Below are 20526 nucleotides of genomic sequence, written 5' to 3'. Positions count from 1 at the left end.
CACGATGCAACGAGCCAAGCTCAGGGTCTATCTCGGCGCGGCGCCGGGCGTGGGCAAGACCTACAAGATGCTCGAAGAGGGTCATCGGCGGGCCGAGCGCGGCGCGGACGTGGTGCTCGCCTACGTCGAGACCCACGGGCGCGCCGCGACGGCGAAGATGGCCGACGGCCTCGAGCTGATCCCGCGCTCCCATCGCGAGTACCGGGGCGTGGATTTCCCCGAGATGGACCTCGATGCGGTCCTCGCGCGCCGTCCCCAGGTCGCGCTGGTCGACGAGTTGCCGCACAGCAACGTGCCGGGCGGGCGGCACGAGAAGCGGTGGCAGGACATCCAGGACCTGCTCGACGCCGGCATCGAGGTGATCTCGACCGTCAACGTCCAGCACCTCGAGTCCCTCAACGACGTGGTCCAGCGCATCACCGGCGTGCCGCAGCGCGAGACCGTGCCGGACGAGGTCGTCCGTTCGGCCGATCAGATCGAGCTCGTGGACATGTCGCCGGAGTCGCTGCGGCGCCGACTCGCGCACGGAAACGTCTACGCCGCCGAGAAGATCGACGCGGCGCTCGGCAACTACTTCCGCGTCGGGAACCTCACCGCGCTGCGCGAACTGGCGCTGCTCTGGGTCGCCGACCGCGTGGACGAGGTGCTGCAGCGCTACCGCGAAGAGCACAACATCGACCGGATCTGGGAAGCACGCGAACGCGTCGTGATCGCCCTGCCGGGAGACGAATCCGGGGACATGCTCATCCGCCGTGCCGCCCGGATCGCGGCTCGCGCGGCCGGCGGCGAACTGATCGCCGTGCACATCGCCCGCTCGGACGGGCTGGCCGGGGGCACAAGCCCGACGGCCCTGGCCGCGCAGCGCCACCTGGTCGAATCCCTCGGCGGCAGCTACCACTCGATCATCGGCGACGACGTCCCACGCGCGTTGAGCGAGTTCGCCCAGGCCAAGAACGCCACGCAGCTCGTGCTCGGCACCTCGCGGCGCAGCCGGGTCAACCGCTTCCTGACCGGCCGCGGCATCGGCGAGACGACGACCATGTACTCCGGCGACATCGACGTGCACATGGTCACCCACGACGCGCGGCCCGGACACCGTCGCCGCCGCTGGTGGCTGCCGCCGAACCCGCTGCGGCAGGCGGCCTGGGGCTCTGGCGGGCGGTGGCGCGGCATCGCGGCCGGGCTCGTCGCGCCGCCGCTGCTCGCCCTGCTGCTGACCAGCGTGAGCGAGGACCTCGGGTTCAACCTGACCACCGACATCCTGCTCTTCCTCACCCTCACCGTCGCGATCTCCCGGCTCGGCGGGATGTTCTCCGCGTGCGTGGCGGCGATCTGGAGCTCGCTGCTGCTCAACTACTACTTCATCCCGCCGGTCCACTCGATCACCATCGCCGAAGCCAACAACGCGATCGCCCTGGTCGTGTTCATCATCGTCGGGCTGACCGTCGCGTCCGTGGTGAACCTCGCGATCCGCCAGACCCGCAGTGCGGCCAGATCCTCGGCCGAGGCCGAGACCCTCAACGCCTTCGCCGTCGCGGTGCTGCGCGGCGACGAGGCGATCGCCGCCCTGCTCGAACGCTTCCGTGAGACCTTCACCATGGCCAGCGTCAGCCTGCTGCAACGCAAGGACCCGGGCAATCCGCGTCTGCCCGACGAGATCGACGACCCGACGCGCTGGACTTTGGTCGCCTCCACCGGCAGCGACCCGGCGCTCAGTCCGGGCGGCGCCGACACCGTGATCGACGCCGGCCCGGGCGCAGTGCTCGCCCTGCGCGGACGCACTCTGCCCGCCGCCGACCAGCGCGTGCTCGCCGCGTTCGCCGCACAGGCCACGGCTGCGATGGAGCGCCGCCGCCTCGCCCGCGAAGCCGCCTCCGCCCAGACCCTGGCCGCTGCCGACAAGATGCGCACCGCGCTGCTCGCCGCGGTCTCGCACGACCTGCGCACCCCGCTGGCCGCGGCCAAGGCCTCGATCAGCACCCTGCGCGACCCCGAACTCGAGCTGCCCGCGGACGACCGCGCCGAACTCTTCGAGGCCGCGGAGGAATCCCTCGACAAGCTCATCGGCCTGGTCGAAAACCTGCTGGACATGTCCCGGCTCCAAGCCGGTGCCCTCAAACCGCGGCTCGAACCGGCCGCCGCGGAGGACATCGTCCCGCGTGCCATCGACGACGTGCCCGAAGCCGCCCACCGCGTCCTGCTCGAGCCGCCCGAGCCCGGCATCCCCGAGGTGCTCGTGGACGCGCCGCTGCTCGAACGCGTCATCGCGAACCTGATCGGCAACGCCGTGCGCCATACCGACTCGCCGGTCACGATCACCGTCTCAGCCCTCGGCGACCGCGTGGAAGTGCGCATCATCGACCGCGGCCCCGGCATTCCCGAGGCCGACTGGGACCTGCTCTTCCGGCCCTTCCAACGCCTCGGCGACCGCGACAACACCGTCGGCGTCGGCCTCGGGCTCGCGCTCTCCCGCGGCCTGGCCGAAGCGATGGGCGGCACCCTGCTGCCCGAGGAGACACCCGGCGGCGGGCTCACCATGGTGCTCACGCTGCCGGCCCGGACCGAGGAGGTCACCCGATGATCAGGGTTCTGGTGGTCGACGACGAGCCGCAGCTGCTGCGCGCCCTGCGGATCAATCTCTCAGCCCGCGGATACGAGGTCGTGGTAGCCGCCGACGGCGCCGAAGCCCTGGAAGTCGCCTCGCGGCATCTGCCCGACCTCGTCATCCTCGACCTCGGCCTGCCCGACATGGACGGCACGGAAGTCATCGCCGGCCTGCGCGGCTGGACGAAGATCCCGATCCTCGTCCTGTCCGGCCGCACCGACGCCGCCGACAAGGTCGACGCCCTCGACGCCGGCGCCGACGACTACGTCACCAAGCCCTTCTCCATGGACGAGCTCATGGCGCGACTCAGGGCCCTTCAACGCCGCTCCGAAGCCGACGCCGCCGCGCGCGCCACCGAGCCGACCGTGCTGATCGGCCACTTCAGCGTCGACCTCGCCGCGAAGACCGTCACCAAGCGCTCCGACGCCCCGGCGGACGCCCCCGAGTCGGTGCACCTGACCAAGACCGAATGGGCCGTGCTCGAAGTCCTCGTGCGCAACCCCGGCCGCCTCGTCTCCGGCAAGCAGCTGCTCCAGCAGGTCTGGGGCCCGGCGTACAAGTCGGAGACGAACTACCTGCGGTTCTACATGGCGAAGCTGCGCCAGAAGCTCGAGCCGGAACCCTCCCACCCGCGCCAGCTGCTCACCGAGTCGGGGATGGGCTACCGCTTCGCGCCCTGAGTTCCTCAGCGTGGGCGGTACCGGAGGCGACGGCCACGGGTTGACGACCTATTAGATAACCGCTATCTATTAGGGGTCGTCGAGGAGGCGGTCGGTGCAGGATGTGGTGTTGGCGCTGCTCGCCAAGGAGCCGTCGCACGGTTATGACCTGCGCCGGCGGCTGGCCGCGGCGCTCGGGCCGTTGGGCGAGGGCCTGAACGCGGGCCAGATCTACGTGACGCTCGCCCGGCTGGAGAAGGCCGGGCTGGTCGTCCAGGAACGCGGGGACGAGTCGGTGCGCGGCCCGCAACGCAAGGTGTACGCGCTGACCGCGGCCGGGCAGGAGCGGGCGGTCGCGTGGATGGCCGAGAGCGTCGGACTCAGGGCGGAGGTGGCGGAGGTCCACCTGAAGCTGGTGGCCGCCGCCGTGTCAGGCCTCGCCGACCCGCTCACGCTCATCGACGGGCGTCGGCGGGAGCTGATACGCGCACTCGCCGAAGCCCAGCGCGCCGCCATTCATCAGGACACGAACACACAGGCCGGCCTGCTCCTGGAGGGTATCGCGCTCCGGATGCAGGCCGATCTGCGCTGGCTGGAGGCATGCGAGCGGACCTGGTCCGCCGCCCGGTCCGCGCGCGGCAGAGACAGGGGAGATGAGGGATGAGCGGAGTCGGCCGACGGACCGCGGACCGGCCGCGGCGCCGGACCGCGCACGCGCACCGGCGGGGCGAGGCCGGCGGGCCGGTGCTCCGCGCGGTCGGGCTGATGCGTACGTACGGGCAGGACGAGACCCTGGTGCGGGCCGTCGACGGGGTCGACCTCGAGATCCCCGCCGGACAGACCCTCGCGGTGACCGGGCCCAGCGGCTGCGGCAAGTCGACCCTGCTGCAGCTGCTCGGCGGTCTCGACCGTCCCACCGAGGGCGAAGTGTGGCTCGGCGGGCAGCGGGTGGACCGACTCAGTGAGCGGGCGCTGGCCAGGTTGCGGCGCCGCGCGGTCGGCTTCGTCTTCCAGGCCTACCACCTGATGCCTGAACTCAGCGCGGCGCAGAACGTCGAGCTGCCCGCCCTGCTCGCCGGCGCTTCGCCGCGCAGCGCCCGCGAACGTGCCGAGGACCTGCTTGCCCGGGTCGGCCTCGCCGAACGGACCCGGCATCAGCCCGCGGAGCTCTCCGGCGGCCAGCGCCAGCGCGTCGCCATCGCCCGAGCCCTCGTCAACGAGCCGTTGGTGGTCTTGGCCGACGAACCGACCGGGAACCTCGACAGCGCGGCCACCCTCGAGATCCTCCGGCTCTTCGACGAGTTGCGCGCCGCCGGCCAGACGCTGGTGATGGTCACTCATGACGAGCGCGTCGCCGCCACAGCGGATCGCGTCGTCTCCTTGCGCGACGGGATGCTGGCCGACGACATACGCATCGACCCGCGCCTGGACGGCGTCGGCGGCGGTACGGGATTCGGCGTGCTGCTGGGCTGGGACGGTTGATCGTGGGACGTCTGCTGCTGATGTGGCGTCTGATCTGGAGCGATCTGCGCCGCGGTCCCGGCGAGGCGGTCATGTTCGTGTTCGCCGTCACCCTCGCCACCGCCACCCTGGCCCTGGGCACCGCGACCACCGACGCGGTCTCGACCGGGTACGTCAAGACCCGCGCGGCCACCGCAGGACCCGACGTGATGGCCACGACCACGGACCCGGATCCCGTCGGCATCGCCTCGCGCCTGGCCCGCGTGTCCGGTGTCGCCGCGCTCGGCGGCCCGTTCTTCGCCTTCGACACCACCATCGTGGCGCACGGTCGTCCCGCGCACTCCGCGGTCGAGGGGCGCGATGCCGCGCCGTCTGCCGTCGACCAGCCGTTGGTGACCTCCGGCGGCTGGGTGCGTCCCGGCGGCGCGGTCGTCGAGCGCGGCTTCGCGCAGGCGCTCGGTGTGCGCGTCGGTGATCGGATCACCGTGAGCGGGCGCAGCTACCCGGTCGTCGGGCTCGCGATCAGCACGGCCGTCGCGGTGTATCCGTGGAGCGATCCGGCGCAGATCGGACCCGGCGACGCCGGCGGCATCATCTGGCTCACCACCGCCGACGCCCATGCGGCGGTGGGCGATGCGACCAGCCTCTACCTGATCGACCTGAAGCTGTCCGATCCGGCCGCAGCCCAGGGATTCGGCCGTTCCGCGGCCGTCCTGGCGATCAAGACGGACACCTGGCTCGACTTCCACTATTGGCCGAATGTCCTGAAGACGGACACGGCCATCATCGAGTTCACCCGGCCCACCCTGGTCGTCGGCGGCTGGCTGCTCGCCATCGCCGCGATCGTCACGCTCGCCGGATCGGCCACCGCCCGCGCGGCCCGCGACAACCGGCGTGCCGCGCTGCTCAAGGCGGTCGGAGCCGGGCCGCAGACCGTGATCGCCGTCCAGCTGACGCAATACCTGTTGCTGACCGTCGTGGCCACCGCGCTCGGACTGACCGCTGGAACGCTCGCTGCGCCGCGCCTCGTCGATCCCAGCGCCGGGCTGCTCGACACCGTAGGGCCGCCGGACTCGAACACCGTCTGGGCAGCCGTCTTCGTCGCCGTTGTGATTGCCCTGATCGGCACCCTCGGCCCGGTCTTACGCACGGCCCGTACCGCGGCCGTCCGCGCGCTGGCCGACCCGGCCCACGCACCCACCTTCCACCCGCACCTGAACGCCGTGACGGCGTTCCTCCCGACATCGCTGCTGCTCGGCATCCGGCTACTCGCCGGCCGACCCGGACGCGCAGCCCTGACCTGCGCCGGCACGGCCGCCACCACCGTCATGGTGACCGCGCTGCTCACCTATCACGCCGATCAGGACAACGCCCCCGCCGCAGTGCGTTTCGGCCCCATCCAAGTGCGCAACGACCAGACCGACCGGGTCCTGCTCGCCGTCACCCTCATGCTGGTGGCGCTTTCCGCGCTCAACACCGTGCTGCTCGGCTGGAGCAGCGCCATCCAGGCCAGGAGTACCCTGACCATCGCCCGGACCTTGGGCGCCACCCCCGGTCAGACCGTCTCAGCACTCTGCGTCGCCCAGCTCCTGCCGGCCATACCGGCGGTGACGGCGGGCATCCCGGCCGGGCTCGGGCTGTACCGGCTCTTCGGCGACTCCGTCACCCCGCCGCCGGCATGGCTGCTGACCGCCGGGCTCGTCATCCTGGCGGCGGTCGGCGCGCTGACCGCCCTGCCAACGTGGCTGCACACCCGCAGCCCCGCCGGCCGCGTGCTCGACGCGGAGCCCGCATGACGCGCGTTCAGCAGAAGCCACGTCGGCTACGACGACCGGTCTCGACGCAGTTCGGCGGCCAGCTCGGAGGCCACTTCCTTCAGGCCTTCGGGCGGCGACTTGGACGCCAGAATCACGACGCCGGCGCTGCCGTCGAGCGCGGCCAGGATCTCGCAGTTGAAGCCGCTGGTGGCGCCGCCGCGCCAGAGCATCGTGCCCTCGGCGCGGTCCAGCAGAGCGATCCCGGCCCCGAAGCGGACGCCGGGGCCGGCCTGCGTGGTCAGCGACAGCGCGCTCTGGATCAGCGGGTCGTCCGCCGAGGCGTAGTGACGGGTCAGGGTGAGCAGGTCCGCGGCGCTGGCCGTCATGCCGCCGGATCCGGGAAGCTCCGCCCCTTCGGGTGCGACGGCGTCGACCATCGCGGCCACGACCTGGTGGCCCGTCACGGTGGCGGATGCGCCCCATCCGGCGTCTGACAGGCCGAATCGGGCCAGGACCTCCCGGGAGCAGAACTCTGCGTAGGGCTCGCCGGCGACAGTCTGGATGAGTTCGCCGAGCAGCAGGTAGCCGGTGTTGGAGTACTCCGCGCGCGCTCCCGGAGACCAAGCCAGCGGGATTTGCGGGACTGCTTCGCCGAGCGACGCCGAACCGGGCGGCAGCCGACGGCCCAGGGACTTGGCCAGGCCGCCGCGGTGCACCAGCAGCTGGGCCACGGTCGGTGCCGGGTCCTCGGGGTCTGCGCGGGTCAGTGTCGGCGTTTTCACGTAGGACTGGATCGGTGCGTCGAGCTCCACGAGGCCCTGCTCGGCCAGGTGCAGCACGCCCAACGCGGTCACGGCCTTGGCCACCGATCCGACGCCGAACACGGAGTGCAGGTCCAGCCGGCCCATGGATGCGAGGTCTGACACACCCAGATACGAGGCGTGCACTAGGGCGCCGTCGACGGCCAATCCGGCCACCAGTCCGACGATGTGGCTCGCGTCCACAGCCTGGGTCAGACGCGCGTGGACGCGGCGCGCGGCGTCCGCGGGCAGCTCGGACTCCATCCGGTCCTGCCCACGCAGGCCGTCCGCGATCGTCGTCCACGCGACCGCGTCCGGCGCGGCCATCCGCGGCTCGAAGCTCCGGATCAGGTGCGGGGACTCCGGATCGACCGCGACGTCGAGCTCCCACAGGTCGGCGCCGGTGCGCACGGTCGCGCGGACCGACCACCGGCCCAGCGCGGAGACGTCGTCGACCTCGCCGCCGTGCTCCCGAAACGCCGCGAACCGCTTGCCACCGGCGAAGATCCGCGCCATCTCGCCGCGCGCAGCCAGCCGCGGCGAGAACCTCGTGGCGATCTCCTCCGGCGCGGCCCGCCCGCTCAGAGCGCCCACCACCCACTCGGCTGCTTCCCGTGTCACCTCGATCGACATGGCTCTACCGTAACAGGGCCCTGTGTTGCAGCCGGACCGAAGGCGGTGCGAAACGCCGCCAGGTTCGGCTGGCCCGCCGTTTTGTCCAGGATGGCGAACACGATCCGCTCGAACGTGCCCGCGAAGGCGCCGCCGGGGGCCAGGTTCCGCTGGAAGGCGGCTGCGACGTGGGCCGGATCGTTGCGGAAGACGCCGCAGCCCCACGCTCCGAGGACGAGCGAACGGTGGCCGTGGTGGGCGGCCACGGCCAGAACGCGCGCGGCTCGCGCCGCAAGCAGTTCGGCGACGGCGGTGCTCCCGGCCGTTCGGTCGCGGGCGATGACTCCGGCGTTCGGAGCCGGGCTGGTCAGGAACGACACCTGGTACGGCGCCTCGAGCAGCCGGTATCGCACGTCGCGGTACACCGGGACGTCGGGCGAATAGATGACGCGGTGGCTGTAGGCAGGGTCCTTCGAAGCCCGATGCGCGGCGTAGTAGTCAGGAGCCTGACGAAGTGTCGTGTAGAGCGCTGATACTCGGCACAGATCCTCCTCCTGCGCCCGTGCGCCGCCGAGGTAGCCGCCGCCGGCGTTGCGCGCCGAGGCGAAGTTCAGCACCGCGACGCGACCCGCGCCCTCTTGGTGTAGCCGCCACGCAGCGGTCATGCTCGAATCGTGGGTAACCTCGACCTGCGTCGGCTCGGATCCGGCTACGGCATCGGCTTTGGCATCGGCGAGCAGCCGGTCCAGGCCATCCGGTGCGTAGGAGACGGTGCCGGCGCACGCGGCCGCCAGTGCGCGGTCGAGCTCCACGATCGCGCCGCTCGGCGCCGTGTACCGGCCCGCCGCGATGATCTCCTCGTTGGCATCGGCGATGCCCTTGTACTTGCTCATCGAGTCCCCCCATATTCGTCACAGTGACGATAAGCCAAGAGTGACGATAGGGCGGAGGGCAGGTCCGAGGAAACCGATTAAAGCTCAACCAGGGCGGCGATAGGCTGGTTCGGAGAGGAGCGGCTGCATGGTGACGGAAGATCAGGCGGACGAGTTCCGTACCACCGGCCTGCTGCGGCTTCCCGGCGCCTTCCCACCCGCCGCTGCCGAGGCGATGCGCGAGCGGCTGTGGGAGTTCCTCGCCGAGCGAGACGTGATCGACCGCGACGCCCCCACGACGTGGCGCGTCGCGGCTCCGACCGGCTTCCAGCCCGTCACGCACTCAGGCGCCTTCCACGCCGTCGGCAGCCAGGCCCTCTGCACCGCGCTCGACGCCCTGTTCGGCGCCGACGGGTGGGTGCGTCCCCGATGGTGGGGCCGGCCGCTCGTGACGTTCCCCGGCAGCGGCCGATGGGAGCTGCCCGCAGCTGGATGGCACTTCGACTTCATGCCCGCCTCAGCCAAGCCGCGGCCCGTGCAGTACTTCGCGTTCCTTGGCGAAGTGCCGGCCAGCGGCGGTGGCACGCTCGTGCTCAGCGGCTCGCACCGCCTGGTGGCGCGGTACCTCGACGACGGCAAGTCGTTCCGCATGGGAGCGGTACGCACAGCGCTCACCGAGCATCCATGGCTGCGCGAACTCTGGGCACCTAGCGGCCCGGGTAACCCTGACGAGCGCATCCAGCGCTACCTGGGCAACGAGACCACCGTGGACGGCGTGCCCCTGCGCGTCGTAGAGCTGACCGGGCAACCGGGCGACGTCGTCATCATGCACAGCGACACCTTCCACGCGGCTGCACCCAATCGTTCCAGCCAGCCGCGGATGATGCTCACCGAGATGATCGCCCCCGACGCCGCCCAGCGCTGACGTCATCTGCCCTCGGGCTGCGACCGGACGCACATACGGGGGCCTTCCCCCGTACCCGGGGTGCATCTAGCGCCACCACCGAGACGCCGGGTGGCCGGATGTCGGTGCGGCGGGCGCTTCCCTAGCGTAGTGGTGAGCCGGTGACCTGCACCGGAACCCGATTTTTGCTTGGGGGACCCACTGATGGCGCACAGACGGAGCCCGGCGGCTGCGCTCGGCGGCTGGAGCGCGACGCATCGGAAGACAGCCGTGTTCGGCTGGTTGCTGTTCGTGATACTCGCCACGGTGATCGGCGGCGCGGTCGGCCAGAGCCAGCTCAGCAACGCGCAGGAGGGGGTGGGCAGCTCCGCGCAGGCACTGCAGATCCTGCAGGACGCGGGGCTCTCGGACCCCGCCTCCGAGATGGTGCTGGTGCACGACGGCACGCAAACCGCCGACGCGGCCGGCTTCCGGCAGGCCGTCGACCAGGTGATCTCCGCCGTCAAGGCCACCGGGCAGACCGACGACCTGCAGAACCCTTACACCGCGGGCCTGATCTCGAAGGACCGGCACTACGCGCTGATCCAGTTCGACATGACCGGTGACGCCTCGACGGCGGCCGACCGGGTCCAACCCGTGCTCGACGCCGTCGCGACGGTCCAGACGGCGCATCCGGGCGTGCAGATCAACGAGGTCGGCGACGCTTCCGGGAACCAGTGGGTGAACCAGACGCTGGGCAAGGACTTCAAGCGCGCCGAGTGGACCGCGGTGCCGCTGGCCTTCGGCATCCTGCTGGCCGCCTTCGCCGCGTTGATCGCGGCGCTGCTGCCGGTGCTGCTCGCGGTCACCGCGTTCATGGGCGCGCTCGGCATGCTCGACCTGATCTCGCATGTGGTCCCGCAGGACTCCTCCTCGAACTCCGTGATGCTGCTGATGGGCCTCGCGGTCGGCGTCGACTACTGCCTGTTCTATCTGCGCAGGGAGCGGCAGGAGCGGGCGAGCGGGCGCGACGCGAAGCAGGCGCTGAGCATCGCGGCCGCCACCTCCGGCCACTCGGTGCTGGTCTCCGGGGCGACCGTGATGGTCGCGATGGCGGGCATGTTCCTCACCGGGATGCACATCTTCGAGGGCTTCGCGCTGGCCTCGATCCTCGTCGTCGCGATCGCCATGCTCGGCTCGGTCACCGTGCTGCCCGCGCTGCTCGCCATGCTCGGCGACCGGATCGACTGGGGCCGGCGCAAGTCGAAGCGAAACCGCCCGGTCGACCCGAACGGTGGCCGGCTGTGGAACGCCACGCTCGCCAAGGTGCTCGACCACCCCAAGGGCTTCGCCGCGGCCGCGGCCGGCTTCATGCTCCTGCTCGCGATCCCGGCAGCCGGTATGCACACCCAGTCGCTGGACATCAACAAATTGCTTCCTTCGAGCACGCCGATGGTCCAGACCTACAACCAGATCAGCGCCGAGTTCCCGGCCAGCCCGGCGCCCGGCATGATCGTGATGCAGACCCCTGATCCGTCGGCTCCGGCCGTGACCGAGGCGATCGCCGCGTTCAAGGCCAAGGCGGCCGCGGACGGCGCGCTCGGCAGCGGCCCGGTCCAGGTCACGCCGTACCCGGCGCAGCACGTCGTGAAGATCCTCTTCCCGATCGCCGGCCAGGGCGCCGACGCGCAGGCGGTGAAATCGATCGACACCGTGCGCAGCACCGTGCTGCCCCAGACGCTCGGGGCGGTCCCGCACAGCAAGGCGGCGCTCGGCGGCAACCTCGCCTTCAGCACCGACTTCAACGACCAGCTCGACCACCGGATCCTGCCGGTCTTCCTGTTCGTGCTCGGCGTGACTTTCCTGCTGATGCTGCTGACCTTCAGCAGCTGGACGATCGCGACCACCGCGATCGTGCTCAACCTGCTCTCCACCGGCGCCGCGTACGGCGTGATGGTGGCGGTCTTCCAACACGGTTGGGGCGCGAGCCTGGTGGGCACACATGCAGTCGGTGCGCTCGAGTCGTGGATCCCGCTGTTCGTGTTCGTGGTCTTGTTCGGCCTCAGCATGGACTACCACGTGTTCGTCGTCTCCCGGATCCGCGAGGCGCACGAGCGCGGCCTGAGCACGAAGGACGCCGTCGCCCACGGCCTGCGGGCCACCGCCGGCACGATCACCAGCGCGGCGGCCATCATGGTGGCGGTCTTCGCGGTCTTCGGCACGCTGAGCATGCAGGACTTCAAACAGCTCGGCGTAGGCCTCGGCGTCGCGATCCTGCTCGACGCGACCGTCATCAGGGTCCTGCTCCTGCCCACGGTGATGACGCTGCTCGGCGAGCGCAACTGGCGCCGCTCGGCCCGCCACGTCGAACCGCAGCCGACGGAGAAAATCAGCGTCCTGCGCTAGGACGGAGCCGGCCGGCCGGGCCCCTGGGAATGGGGGCCCGGCCGGCCTCGCTCCGTTTGATGGCGATCATTCGGCCGAACACTCGTGCCGGACGTCCTCGGGCCAAGTCCACGAGTCAATGATCTGCGACAGGCTCTTTATGCCGACGCCGAACGGCACCGTGTCCCGGTTCGCGAAGCGGTCGTTCTGTCCGTTGAGGAGCATGAAGCCGTCCGAGGAGCCTTCGGCCCCCGGATCGACGGCGTGGTCGCCCGCGTCGTCCTCGTCGGTCATGAGCAGGAGCATGACGCGGTGGCCGTTCGTGATGAAGCCCAGGCGTCGGCCATCCGGGTGCTCGAACCAGGATTCGTGGATGCCCCGCTTGCGGCGTTCGATCGATTCGCCGCGGTGGACGGCGACGAGCGAGTCTCTGCCCAGGGACGTCCGCGCCCAGGTACCGTGGACCGCCGTCGTAGCAGGGAGCCGGTGGCAGCACGAACCCGCCCCACTTCTGCTCGAACGCGACTGCGCGATCGATCTGCTCCCCGGGAATCCCTGCGGCGAGCCACCGTTCGCGATGCTTATCGAGGTCGATCGGCTCAAGCCGCACTCCGTGGCTGCGCATGAAACCCCGCGCGCCGTGCGTCAGCCCATCCGGCACGTCGCTGATGTGGCGTTCCATGCTGCCCTCCGAGCCTCGAATCTCACCCTCGCCAGATCAGGATCCTCCAGAACTCACCCGCCATCGGATGCAGGGCCACGAGGTAAGTGAGCGGGAGCGCCGACCGGCAGAATCCCGCACCCCACCCCACCCACCCGGAAAACCCCAGCCCACCAGCGACCCCCTCTCCGAGCGAGGGCCCCTCGGAGGGGCATGAAACCCAAGCCGAAACTCCGGCAAGCCAACCGAACATCAGCCGATCGCGAAGCCGAGCATTAATCAGCATTCAGCGTCTGATGGCCCTCGACGGTCAGAGACTTGGGTTTCTCGCCGGAGCCTCCGACGCCTCTTCGTCGGCGGTCGCCAGGGCGCCGTAGGCGATGGCGTCGGGGAGTTCGCCTCGGACGATGGCGAGCTCTTCGGCCACGCGTGGCGGGCAGCTGCGCGCGAGTTCGGTGCGCAGGCCGGTGATCAGGGGTGTGGCGGTGTGCTTGAGTTCGGCGTCGATGACGAGGGTGTCGGGGTCGAGCAGCACGATCGTCGAGGCGATGGTCTTGGCGAGCAGGACGCCGAGGTCGGAGAAGAAGCGTAGAGCGACGGCGTCGCCGTTCTCGATGAGGTCTTCGAGGTCGTCGAAGCTCGGCTCGTGTCCGTAGCGGCTGGTGAGGGCTTCGATCTTGAACGGATCGAAGCTCTGGGTGACCAGGCAGCCGCGGTTGCCGCAGAAGCAGTAGGGGCCGTCGTCGACGACCTGGACGTGGCCTATCTCGCCGGCCATGCCGCGCGCGCCCTCGATCGTCATGCCGTTGATGACGATGCCGGCCCCGATGCCGTGGCGGATGAGTAGGTGGACGGCGATCTTCGCGTCCCGGGCGGCGCCGCGGCGCGCTTCGCCGAGGGCGGCGAGGTTCGCGTCGTTGACCATGCTGACGGGTCGTTCCAACAATCCGCCGACGGCGGGCCTCGGGTCGCGCACGATCCACTCCGGCAGATTCGGCATGACCGTGGCGCGCGCGGGCGCGGTGCCGGCCGGACGCTGGCGGGCCTGGGGGCTGGCCGGTGGGGCGCCGCGCCCGTCCTCGACCGGGAAGGGTGCCGCGAGCACGACGTGGCGAGCGCGGAGCGGGTGCGCTGATTCGAGCAGGTCGAGGGCTTCGCGGACGGCAGGCGCCCAGATGTCCCACGGCTGCGTCCAGCCGACGCCGGTGTCGACCTCGGTGATCGGGCCGTCCGGGCCGACGAGGCTGACGCGGGTGGGCATGCGGTGCGCGAGGCGGACGAGGGCGATCGGCGCGGCCATCGCGGTCCGCCGATAGCTCATGGACGGGCGGCCGCGGGAACCGTTCGGCGCCGCGAGTTCCGACTCGGTCAGTTCGCCGCGTGCGACGAGGGTCGCGACGAGCGCGGTGACGGTGGGGCGGGACAGGCCGGTGGACTCGACGAGTTGGGGCCGGGTGAGCGCGGCGTAGCCGTCGAAGGCGTCGAGCACGATGCGTTCGAGCAGGGTGCTCGAGGAGCGGGGTCCGCGGGGGTCGGCCATTCGGGAATCCTACGAGGTGGCGGGGGTTTCCGGGAGATCCGGGAAAGGGGGTACGGCGCGGGGTTCCGGGGGCCGCCTCGCCCTGAAACCCCGCGCCGTTCACCCGGCCCGCGGCGACGTCCCTTCGCTGCGGGTGGGTGGATCAAGCGGTGTTGACCGTGCCTCTGGCGTTCAGTTGCTGCTGATGTCGACGGTCGCGGTCAGCTGGGTGCTGCGCTCGTCGTCGGCGACGTTGACCGGGCGGTTGCCGGTCGCGGTGGTCCAGCCGGATGCGTCGGTCCAGTACTGGAGCTGACGCAGCGGTACGTGCAGGGTCACGGTCTTGCTCTGGCCGGCGGCGAGGTCGACCCGCCCGTATGCGGCCAGGGCGTTGTCCACGAACTGCACGCCGGACGGGATGGTGGCCGGGGCGCCGAGGTAGACCTGCGGCACCGCGGTTCCGGCCGACTTGCCGGTGTTGCGGACGGTGAAGCTGACGTTGAGGCCGCCGTCGTTCGCCTTGGCCGTGTGCAGGCCGGAGTAGGCGAAGTTCGTGTACGACAGGCCGTAGCCGAAGGGGTAGAGCGGGGTCTCGTTCGTGGCGTCGAAGTAGCGGTAGCCAATGTCGAGGCCCTCGGAGTACGTGGTGAGGCAGGTGCTGCTGGCGAAGGGGTTCGACGACGCCGTGCACGCCTGGCCGCTGCTGTCGACGCCGTTGCTGCTGCGCTCGGGGTGAGCCGAGTCGTGCGCGACTTCTTGGTCGAGGGACTTGGGCCAGGTGAAGGGCAGGTGCCCGCTCGGGTCGGTGCGGCCGAGCAGCAGGTTCGCTGCGGCCACGCCGGCCTGGTCGCCGCCGTAGTAGGTGTCCAGGACCGACTTGACGCTGCCGAGCCACGGCATGGCGATCGGCTGGTTGGCCTGGAGCACGACGATGACGTTCTTGTTGACGGCCGCGATCTTCTCGATCAGCTGGTCCTGGCCGTCCGGCAGCGCCGTGGACAGGTCGCCCGAGCCGGTGTCCCAGACGAAGACGACCGCGGTTTTGGCCGACTTCGCCGAGGCGACGGCGGCGTCGGTGTTCGCCTGCTGCTGGGCCGGGGTGACCCAGTTCAGCCGCACCTGCACCGGGTTCCCGGACACATCAGGGTTCTCCGCCACCGCGAGGGTGTGCGCGCCCGCCGAGAGCTGAACCAGGGTCCTGTCGTTCGCCAGGCCGTCGGGCGTGCCGGTCGGAGCGCTGCCGTCGGTGGCGTGCACGACGCCGTAGCGCGGTGACGGGCCGAACCCGGCGCCGACCGTGGCGAGGGTCTTGCCGTCCACGGTCAGGCCCGCGGTGCCGCCGATGGCCTGGATGTTCAGCCAGTACTGACCGGCGCTCGGCACGGTGAGTGTGCCGGCCCAGGATTCGGTGCTGCCGGCCTTGAGCGCGTTCTTGCCGGCGGCGGTGAAGTTCAGCTGCGGGTCAACGGTCGTCGTGGACGAACCGCTGGTCGTGCGGACCAGACCGGGCTGTCCGCTGTGGGACAAAGCCGAGGCGGGCACGGGGACGCCGGTCAGGTCGTCGGCCACGGCGTAGTCGATGTGCGCGCCGCTGCCCTTGGTGTCCGACGTCAGGGCACTGAGGGCGCTGGTCTGCTGGCTGAGCAGACCGCCGGCCGCCTCGCCGCCGCTGTTGGTCGCGATCGTCTGGCCGGCGCCCGGACCGATCAGCGCGAGCGAGGACAGGGAACCCGACGAGAGCGGCAGCGCATTGCCGTTGTTCTGCAGCAGCGTCGCAGAGTCCTGTGCCGTCGCCAGCACGGTCGCCTCGTCGGCCTTCGTGTTCTCCGGCGTGACGTTGTGCTTGGAGGCGCCCGAGAGCAGGCCGAAGCGGTCCATCTCGTACAGGATCCGTCCGACCGCGGTGTTGACCGCGGAGATCTGGACGGAGCCGGAGGAGATGGCCGCCTTCATCGCCGAGGAGGAGAAGTAGCTCGGCAGGCCCACGCCCGAAGGCCCGCCCCCGCCCGGCATCTCCAGATCGAGGCCGGCGTTGATGTACGTGGTGCCGTGGTTCGCACCCCAGTCCGAGTCCACGAAGCCCTTGAACCCGAGCTCGTTGCGCAGAATCTGCGTCAGGTCGGTCGAGTTGTCGCAGGACTGGTAGCCGTTGATCTCGTTGTACGAGCACATCACCGAGGACACGCCCGCGTTGACGGCGTCCTGGAACGGCTGCAGGTAGATCTCGTGCAGGGTCTGCGAGTCGACGTCGACGTTGTTGCCGCCGTCGTACGCGATGTAGTGCTTGACCTGGGCCATCTCGCCCTGGCTCTGGATCCCGGTGATCTCCGCGGCGCCGGTCTGGCCGGTCAGCAGCGGGTCCTCGCCGAAGGTGTTGAACCCGCGGCTCCACGAGGTGTCGCGGTCCATGTTGACGAAGGGTTCCAGCACCACGTCCTGGCCCAGCGCCTTGCCGTCGGAGCCGATGACCTTGCCGTTGGCCTGCGCGTCGGTGGTGGAGAACGTCGCGGCCACGCCCATGGTCGAGGTCATGCCGGTCGAGTCCTGACGGGTGATCACCCCGGGAGGGCCGTCCGACAGCTTGAGCGAGGGGATCCCGAGGCGCGCGATGCCCGGCAGGTATCCGGCCTGGTACTGGTCGGAGGAGCTGGCGACCTCGGCTTCGCCCTCGATCATCGAGAGCTTCTCGTCCAGCGTCATCTGGCTGATGAGCCGGTCCACGCGGGCGTCGCCGGTGATGACCGGCACCGGGTTCTGGTGGGAGGCGGCCGAAGCCGTCCCGCCGCACACGGCGGCGGTCAGGGCTCCGAAGGCGGTGACGGCGACGAGGAGCCTCGGCCGTCGTGATTTAAGTCCTATGTGCACTCAAACTCCAGTGTCAGAGTGGAGGAACCGCCGCGCGCTTGACCCTCGGTCAGTTGCGTGGGAGCGCTGTCGCAGCCTCGGAATCCGAGGCGGCCGAAGGTGTGGCGCCTGTGGGACGTGTGCGGCATGGATGAGGCTACAAACGTCCCCGAGCACGGTCAAGGGTGGATCTCAGCATTTATTAATGACTTATCAGATCTAAAACGGCTGCCTCGCCCGGCTCGGGTGCCCTGGGCTGTGTGGCGGCGGTTCGGCAGTCGCGGGAGGACCTCGGCAGTCCGCTGAGCGCGTGGCTGATCCGAAACCGCAGATGGTGGATGTCTCCATGGTATGCCGATACGATGTGGACTCATCGTGGCGCGGCGCGATGCATGGGGTGTCGGGAGCCGGACGCGCGCACGGGGCCGAGAGGCGAGTCTCGATGAGTGATTTCTTCCAGGTTGATCTGGGCGTGCTGTCCAAGATGACCAGCACGCTGCAGCAGGCGGGGGAGCAGATGGACCAGGCGCTGCAGGCGTTCGGTTCGTCCGAGGACGGGCAGGTCGGACCGCAGACGATCGTCAGTGCGGCCAAGGACTTCCAGAGCACCTGGAAGTACGGGCTCGGCCAGCTGCAGCAGGCGATCCAGGAGTGCACCGAGGGTGTCGACAAGGTGCGCCAGAACTATCAGGAGACCGAGCAGACCGTGCAGCAGTCGCTCGGCAAGATCAGCAGCCTGCTGCAGGAATAGGGGGATTCCATGTCACTGGACGTCGTGTTCGACTCGTCCTTCGTCGATAGCAACACCTATCCGAACCTGGGCTTCAACCCGGCGCCGGGCGTGCCCGGGGACGTCGAGGTGCTGGAGAACATGGTCACCAAGGCCACGAGCTCCATGCAGGAGTCCGGACAGCTGCTCGACCAGCTGCGCGACTCCGACTCGGGCGTGTGGGTGGGCGCGGCGGGCGACGCGTTCCGCCAGCACTTCAACGACAAGCTCGTCACGGACCTGCAGCACGCGCAGCAGTCGCTGACCGAGGCCTGCGGCACGATCCAGAACTGGTACAAGGACCTCGTCGGCTTCAAGCAGACCGCGCAGAACCTGGACCAGGAGGCCGCCGCCGCGCGCGAGGCCCTGCAGAACGCGAAGAATCAGGTCTCGCAGGCGAAGTCGAACCCGAATCTCAACCTGATCAACGAGATCTTCACCGACCCGCAGGCGCTGCAGCAGGCGCAGTCCGCGCTCGACCAGGCCGAGTCCGCGCTCAACGACGCGAACGCGGCCGAGCAGCAGGCGAACGACGAGCTCAACTCGATCCTGCAGCGGGCGCGGCAGTTGCAGCAGGAGGTCGACTCGGCGGCGCGCAACTACGCCTCGCAGCTGGAGAACGCGACGAAGGGCCTCGCCCCGCACAAGCCCGGCTGGTTCTCGAGCATGATGCACGACATCGGCAGCGCGTTCAGCGCCGTCGGCAAGTGGGTCGAGGCGCACGCCGACGCCATCCACTCGATCCTCTCCACGGTCTCGGCCATCGCCGGCCTGGTCGCCCTGTGCACGCCGCCGCCGGTGGACCTGGTGGCCGGCGCCATCGCGATGGGGGCCGGCGCGGGCGCGCTCGCGATGGACCTCGCGAACCCGAAGACGCGGGCCGCCCTCGGCGGCCTGATGACCGGCCACTTCACCAAGGCGAACATCGAGGCCGCGGTGACCACCGGCGGCGACCTGCTGAGCGCGATACCCGGCGTGGGCGCGCTCAAGGACATCGGCGACGCGAAGAAGCTCGGCACGGCCGCGGAGGACGCGGCGAAGTCGATCCCGTCGCTGGTGAGCAAACTGCCCCAGATCGGCAAGGACGGCGCGGAGGTCGCCGAGGACGCCGCCAAGAGCTCGTCCAAGATCGCCAACCTGGTCACGCTCAAGGCGCACCAGCTCAGCATGGGCACGAAGGGTGTCGCCTCCGTCGTCGAGAAGGTCAGCGGCAGCGCGCTCAGCGACGCCGCCAAGCTCAACGTCGAGCTCGGCATGCGGACGAAGAAGGTCGCCTCCAACCTGTACCACGACTTCCAGGAAGCCTTCTGATGGGTGTCGCAGACCTGCTCAACAACCTCGAGCCCCAGCAGAGCGCCGGCGAGGTCGCCATCTGGCTTCAGCTGCCCGCCGGATATCTGCCGCTGCCGATCGAGGACAGCGCCGAACGGCTCGCCGAGGTGGAACCCGTGCTGGCGGAACTGTGCCCGCCCGAGAACGAGGATCTGCTCTACGCGACACTGAACACGTTCGCCACACTGCTCGCCGAGCTCGACCAGCGCAATGCCGTGTACTGCGGTCTCGGCTGGCACACCGCGCCGGACGAGAGCGTCGTCTCCTCGACGCTCGTGATCAGCGTCCAGCCGACCGGCGAGGAGCGCAATCCGAAGCTGGTGCTGGGCGATCTCGTCCACGCGGCGGCCAACGCGGGAGACCACGCGCAGGCGGACCTGGTCGACCTGACCGGCGGCCCGGCCCTGTTCTTCGAGCGGGTGCGCAGCCTCCCGAAGCCGTCGTTGCCGGGGCAGCAGGGCGATCCGGGGCGCGCGGACGTCTACCAACTCGAGGCGATCGTGGTCAGCGAGAAGGGCGACCTTCTGGCGGCGCTCGAGTTCTCCACGCCCTACGTCCAGTCCGGGACGCTCTTCCGCGAGATGATGGTCCTGCTGGCGAACTCCGTGTCCTTCACTCCTCCGCCGGCTTCGGAGGACGCGAGCGCGTCGGCGCGGCAGATCCACCATCTCCTCGGAGGCCTCGACGCATGACGCAGCTCTACCCGGCCGGTTCGACCCTGCCGATCCAGCCCTGGCTGATCGAGCGAATCCAGCAGCGCCTCGGCCACAAGAGCGCCGCGGTGCAGCGGGCCGGCCACTACGAGCAGTATCTCGTGCAGCGGTTCGGCGCGTGGCAGGTCTTCCCGGTCAAGATCGGGCGCTGGGAGCGGGAGCCGTTCTGGCACGAGCTGACCGACGATCTGCTGAGCCTGGTGCTCGCGCCCGTGCTGCTGACCCTGCGCTCAGGCCGGTGGAAGCCGCACGACGAGTACGTGCAGCTGCTCGATCCGTCCTCCGGGATGCCGATCGCGGAGTTCCCCGTCTACGGCGTGAAGCTGGGCAGCGACGAGGAGAAGGCGCAGTGGCGTCAGGCTCGTCAGCTCGCGTTCCTCGGCGACCCGCGTGTCGGCGGCCTGATCGCGCCGGTGTACGCGACCTCGGCCAAGCTCGTCTACAGCACCAACCGGCGCGGTCACCCCTTCGCGGACGACGCGGCCGAGTTCGAGCGCAAGGCCGCGCAGCTGGTCAACCTGCCCTACCGTGACTTCACCCATCGGACCGACGGCCCATGGTTCGCCGACCACCCGGACAAGCCGCAGGGGCACACGAACGGCTGGAAGCCCTCGCCTTGGTACCAAGGCGGCTGACGCCCTACCTCACAGGCGA

The 20526-nt window shown here is 70.2% G+C and carries 16 protein-coding genes; 11 read left to right on the top strand and 5 right to left on the bottom strand.

The genetic code is table 11. The features are described 5' to 3' along the window. Positions 1-4: 4 nt before the first annotated feature. The 5 genes from ACTRO_RS14765 (at position 5) to ACTRO_RS14745 (ending at position 6521) form a co-directional block, all read left to right on the top strand. Positions 5-2581 carry an ATP-binding protein gene (locus tag ACTRO_RS14765; RefSeq protein ID WP_034263634.1) on the top strand — a complete coding sequence of 859 codons (2577 nt, stop codon included), beginning with the start codon at positions 5-7 and terminating at the stop codon, positions 2579-2581. Further along, positions 2578-3285, top strand: coding sequence for a response regulator (locus ACTRO_RS14760; protein ID WP_034263633.1), 708 nt, complete (start codon positions 2578-2580; stop codon positions 3283-3285). The genes ACTRO_RS14765 and ACTRO_RS14760 overlap by 4 nt, the downstream gene beginning before the upstream one ends. Positions 3286-3379: 94 nt before the next feature. Further along, complete coding sequence (locus ACTRO_RS14755) at positions 3380-3928, top strand: PadR family transcriptional regulator (RefSeq protein WP_034263632.1); 549 nt, start codon at positions 3380-3382, stop codon at positions 3926-3928. A 101-nt stretch (positions 3929-4029) separates the two neighbouring features. Beyond that, positions 4030-4746: an ABC transporter ATP-binding protein gene (locus ACTRO_RS14750; protein ID WP_051452392.1), complete on the top strand. Its 717-nt coding sequence runs from the start codon at positions 4030-4032 to the stop codon at positions 4744-4746. Positions 4747-4748: 2 nt separating this feature from the next. Beyond that, on the top strand, positions 4749-6521 hold the full coding sequence (locus ACTRO_RS14745) for an ABC transporter permease (RefSeq protein WP_034263631.1): 1773 nt from the start codon (positions 4749-4751) through the stop codon (positions 6519-6521). Positions 6522-6547: 26 nt separating this feature from the next. On the opposite strand, the gene ACTRO_RS14740 is transcribed toward ACTRO_RS14745, so the two are convergent. Together ACTRO_RS14740 and ACTRO_RS14735 are read right to left on the bottom strand one after the other, a co-directional pair. Beyond that, positions 6548-7915 (bottom strand): serine hydrolase domain-containing protein, encoded by a 1368-nt coding sequence (locus ACTRO_RS14740; protein WP_034263630.1) that lies wholly within the window; start codon positions 7913-7915, stop codon positions 6548-6550. Further along, positions 7900-8787 carry a TIGR02452 family protein gene (locus tag ACTRO_RS14735; RefSeq protein WP_051450848.1) on the bottom strand — a complete coding sequence of 296 codons (888 nt, stop codon included), beginning with the start codon at positions 8785-8787 and terminating at the stop codon, positions 7900-7902. Before ACTRO_RS14735 ends, ACTRO_RS14740 begins: the two co-directional genes overlap by 16 nt. Before the next feature lie 127 nt (positions 8788-8914). Here ACTRO_RS14735 and ACTRO_RS14730 point away from each other — a divergent pair, with 127 nt between their 5' ends. Beyond that, positions 8915-9691, top strand: coding sequence for a phytanoyl-CoA dioxygenase family protein (locus ACTRO_RS14730; RefSeq protein ID WP_034263629.1), 777 nt, complete (start codon positions 8915-8917; stop codon positions 9689-9691). Between the two features lie 183 nt (positions 9692-9874). Next, the gene (locus ACTRO_RS14725) at positions 9875-12055 is read left to right on the top strand and encodes an MMPL family transporter (RefSeq protein ID WP_051450847.1); all 2181 of its coding nucleotides are present in this window, start codon (positions 9875-9877) and stop codon (positions 12053-12055) included. A 66-nt stretch (positions 12056-12121) separates the two neighbouring features. On the opposite strand, the gene ACTRO_RS14720 is transcribed toward ACTRO_RS14725, so the two are convergent. The 3 genes from ACTRO_RS14720 to ACTRO_RS14710 all read right to left on the bottom strand — a co-directional run bounded on the left by ACTRO_RS14720 (position 12122) and on the right by ACTRO_RS14710 (position 17079). Next, positions 12122-12328: a hypothetical protein gene (locus tag ACTRO_RS14720; protein WP_157436206.1), complete on the bottom strand. Its 207-nt coding sequence runs from the start codon at positions 12326-12328 to the stop codon at positions 12122-12124. 677 nt (positions 12329-13005) lie between these two features. Next, positions 13006-14235 (bottom strand): ROK family transcriptional regulator, encoded by a 1230-nt coding sequence (locus tag ACTRO_RS14715; RefSeq protein WP_034263628.1) that lies wholly within the window; start codon positions 14233-14235, stop codon positions 13006-13008. 171 nt (positions 14236-14406) lie between these two features. Beyond that, positions 14407-17079: a beta-glucosidase family protein gene (locus ACTRO_RS14710; protein ID WP_211244250.1), complete on the bottom strand. Its 2673-nt coding sequence runs from the start codon at positions 17077-17079 to the stop codon at positions 14407-14409. 421 nt (positions 17080-17500) lie between these two features. Between ACTRO_RS14710 and ACTRO_RS14705 the strand changes: the two genes are divergently transcribed. From ACTRO_RS14705 to ACTRO_RS14685, 4 genes are read left to right on the top strand one after another with little or no spacing between them, the layout of a single operon-like run. After that, positions 17501-17809 carry a hypothetical protein gene (locus ACTRO_RS14705; RefSeq protein ID WP_034263627.1) on the top strand — a complete coding sequence of 103 codons (309 nt, stop codon included), beginning with the start codon at positions 17501-17503 and terminating at the stop codon, positions 17807-17809. A 9-nt stretch (positions 17810-17818) separates the two neighbouring features. Then, the gene (locus ACTRO_RS14700) at positions 17819-19138 is read left to right on the top strand and encodes a putative T7SS-secreted protein (RefSeq protein ID WP_051450845.1); all 1320 of its coding nucleotides are present in this window, start codon (positions 17819-17821) and stop codon (positions 19136-19138) included. Beyond that, on the top strand, positions 19138-19851 hold the full coding sequence (locus tag ACTRO_RS14690) for a hypothetical protein (protein WP_051450844.1): 714 nt from the start codon (positions 19138-19140) through the stop codon (positions 19849-19851). The genes ACTRO_RS14700 and ACTRO_RS14690 overlap by 1 nt, the downstream gene beginning before the upstream one ends. Next, positions 19848-20507 (top strand): hypothetical protein, encoded by a 660-nt coding sequence (locus tag ACTRO_RS14685; protein WP_034263624.1) that lies wholly within the window; start codon positions 19848-19850, stop codon positions 20505-20507. Before ACTRO_RS14690 ends, ACTRO_RS14685 begins: the two co-directional genes overlap by 4 nt. Positions 20508-20526 lie beyond the last annotated feature (19 nt).

This window comes from Actinospica robiniae DSM 44927, from assembly GCF_000504285.1.
Classification (GTDB): Bacteria; Actinomycetota; Actinomycetes; order Streptomycetales; family Catenulisporaceae; genus Actinospica; species Actinospica robiniae.
The sequence above is the reverse complement of the archived record's forward strand: the minus strand, read 5'-3'. Positions and strand labels throughout refer to the sequence as shown.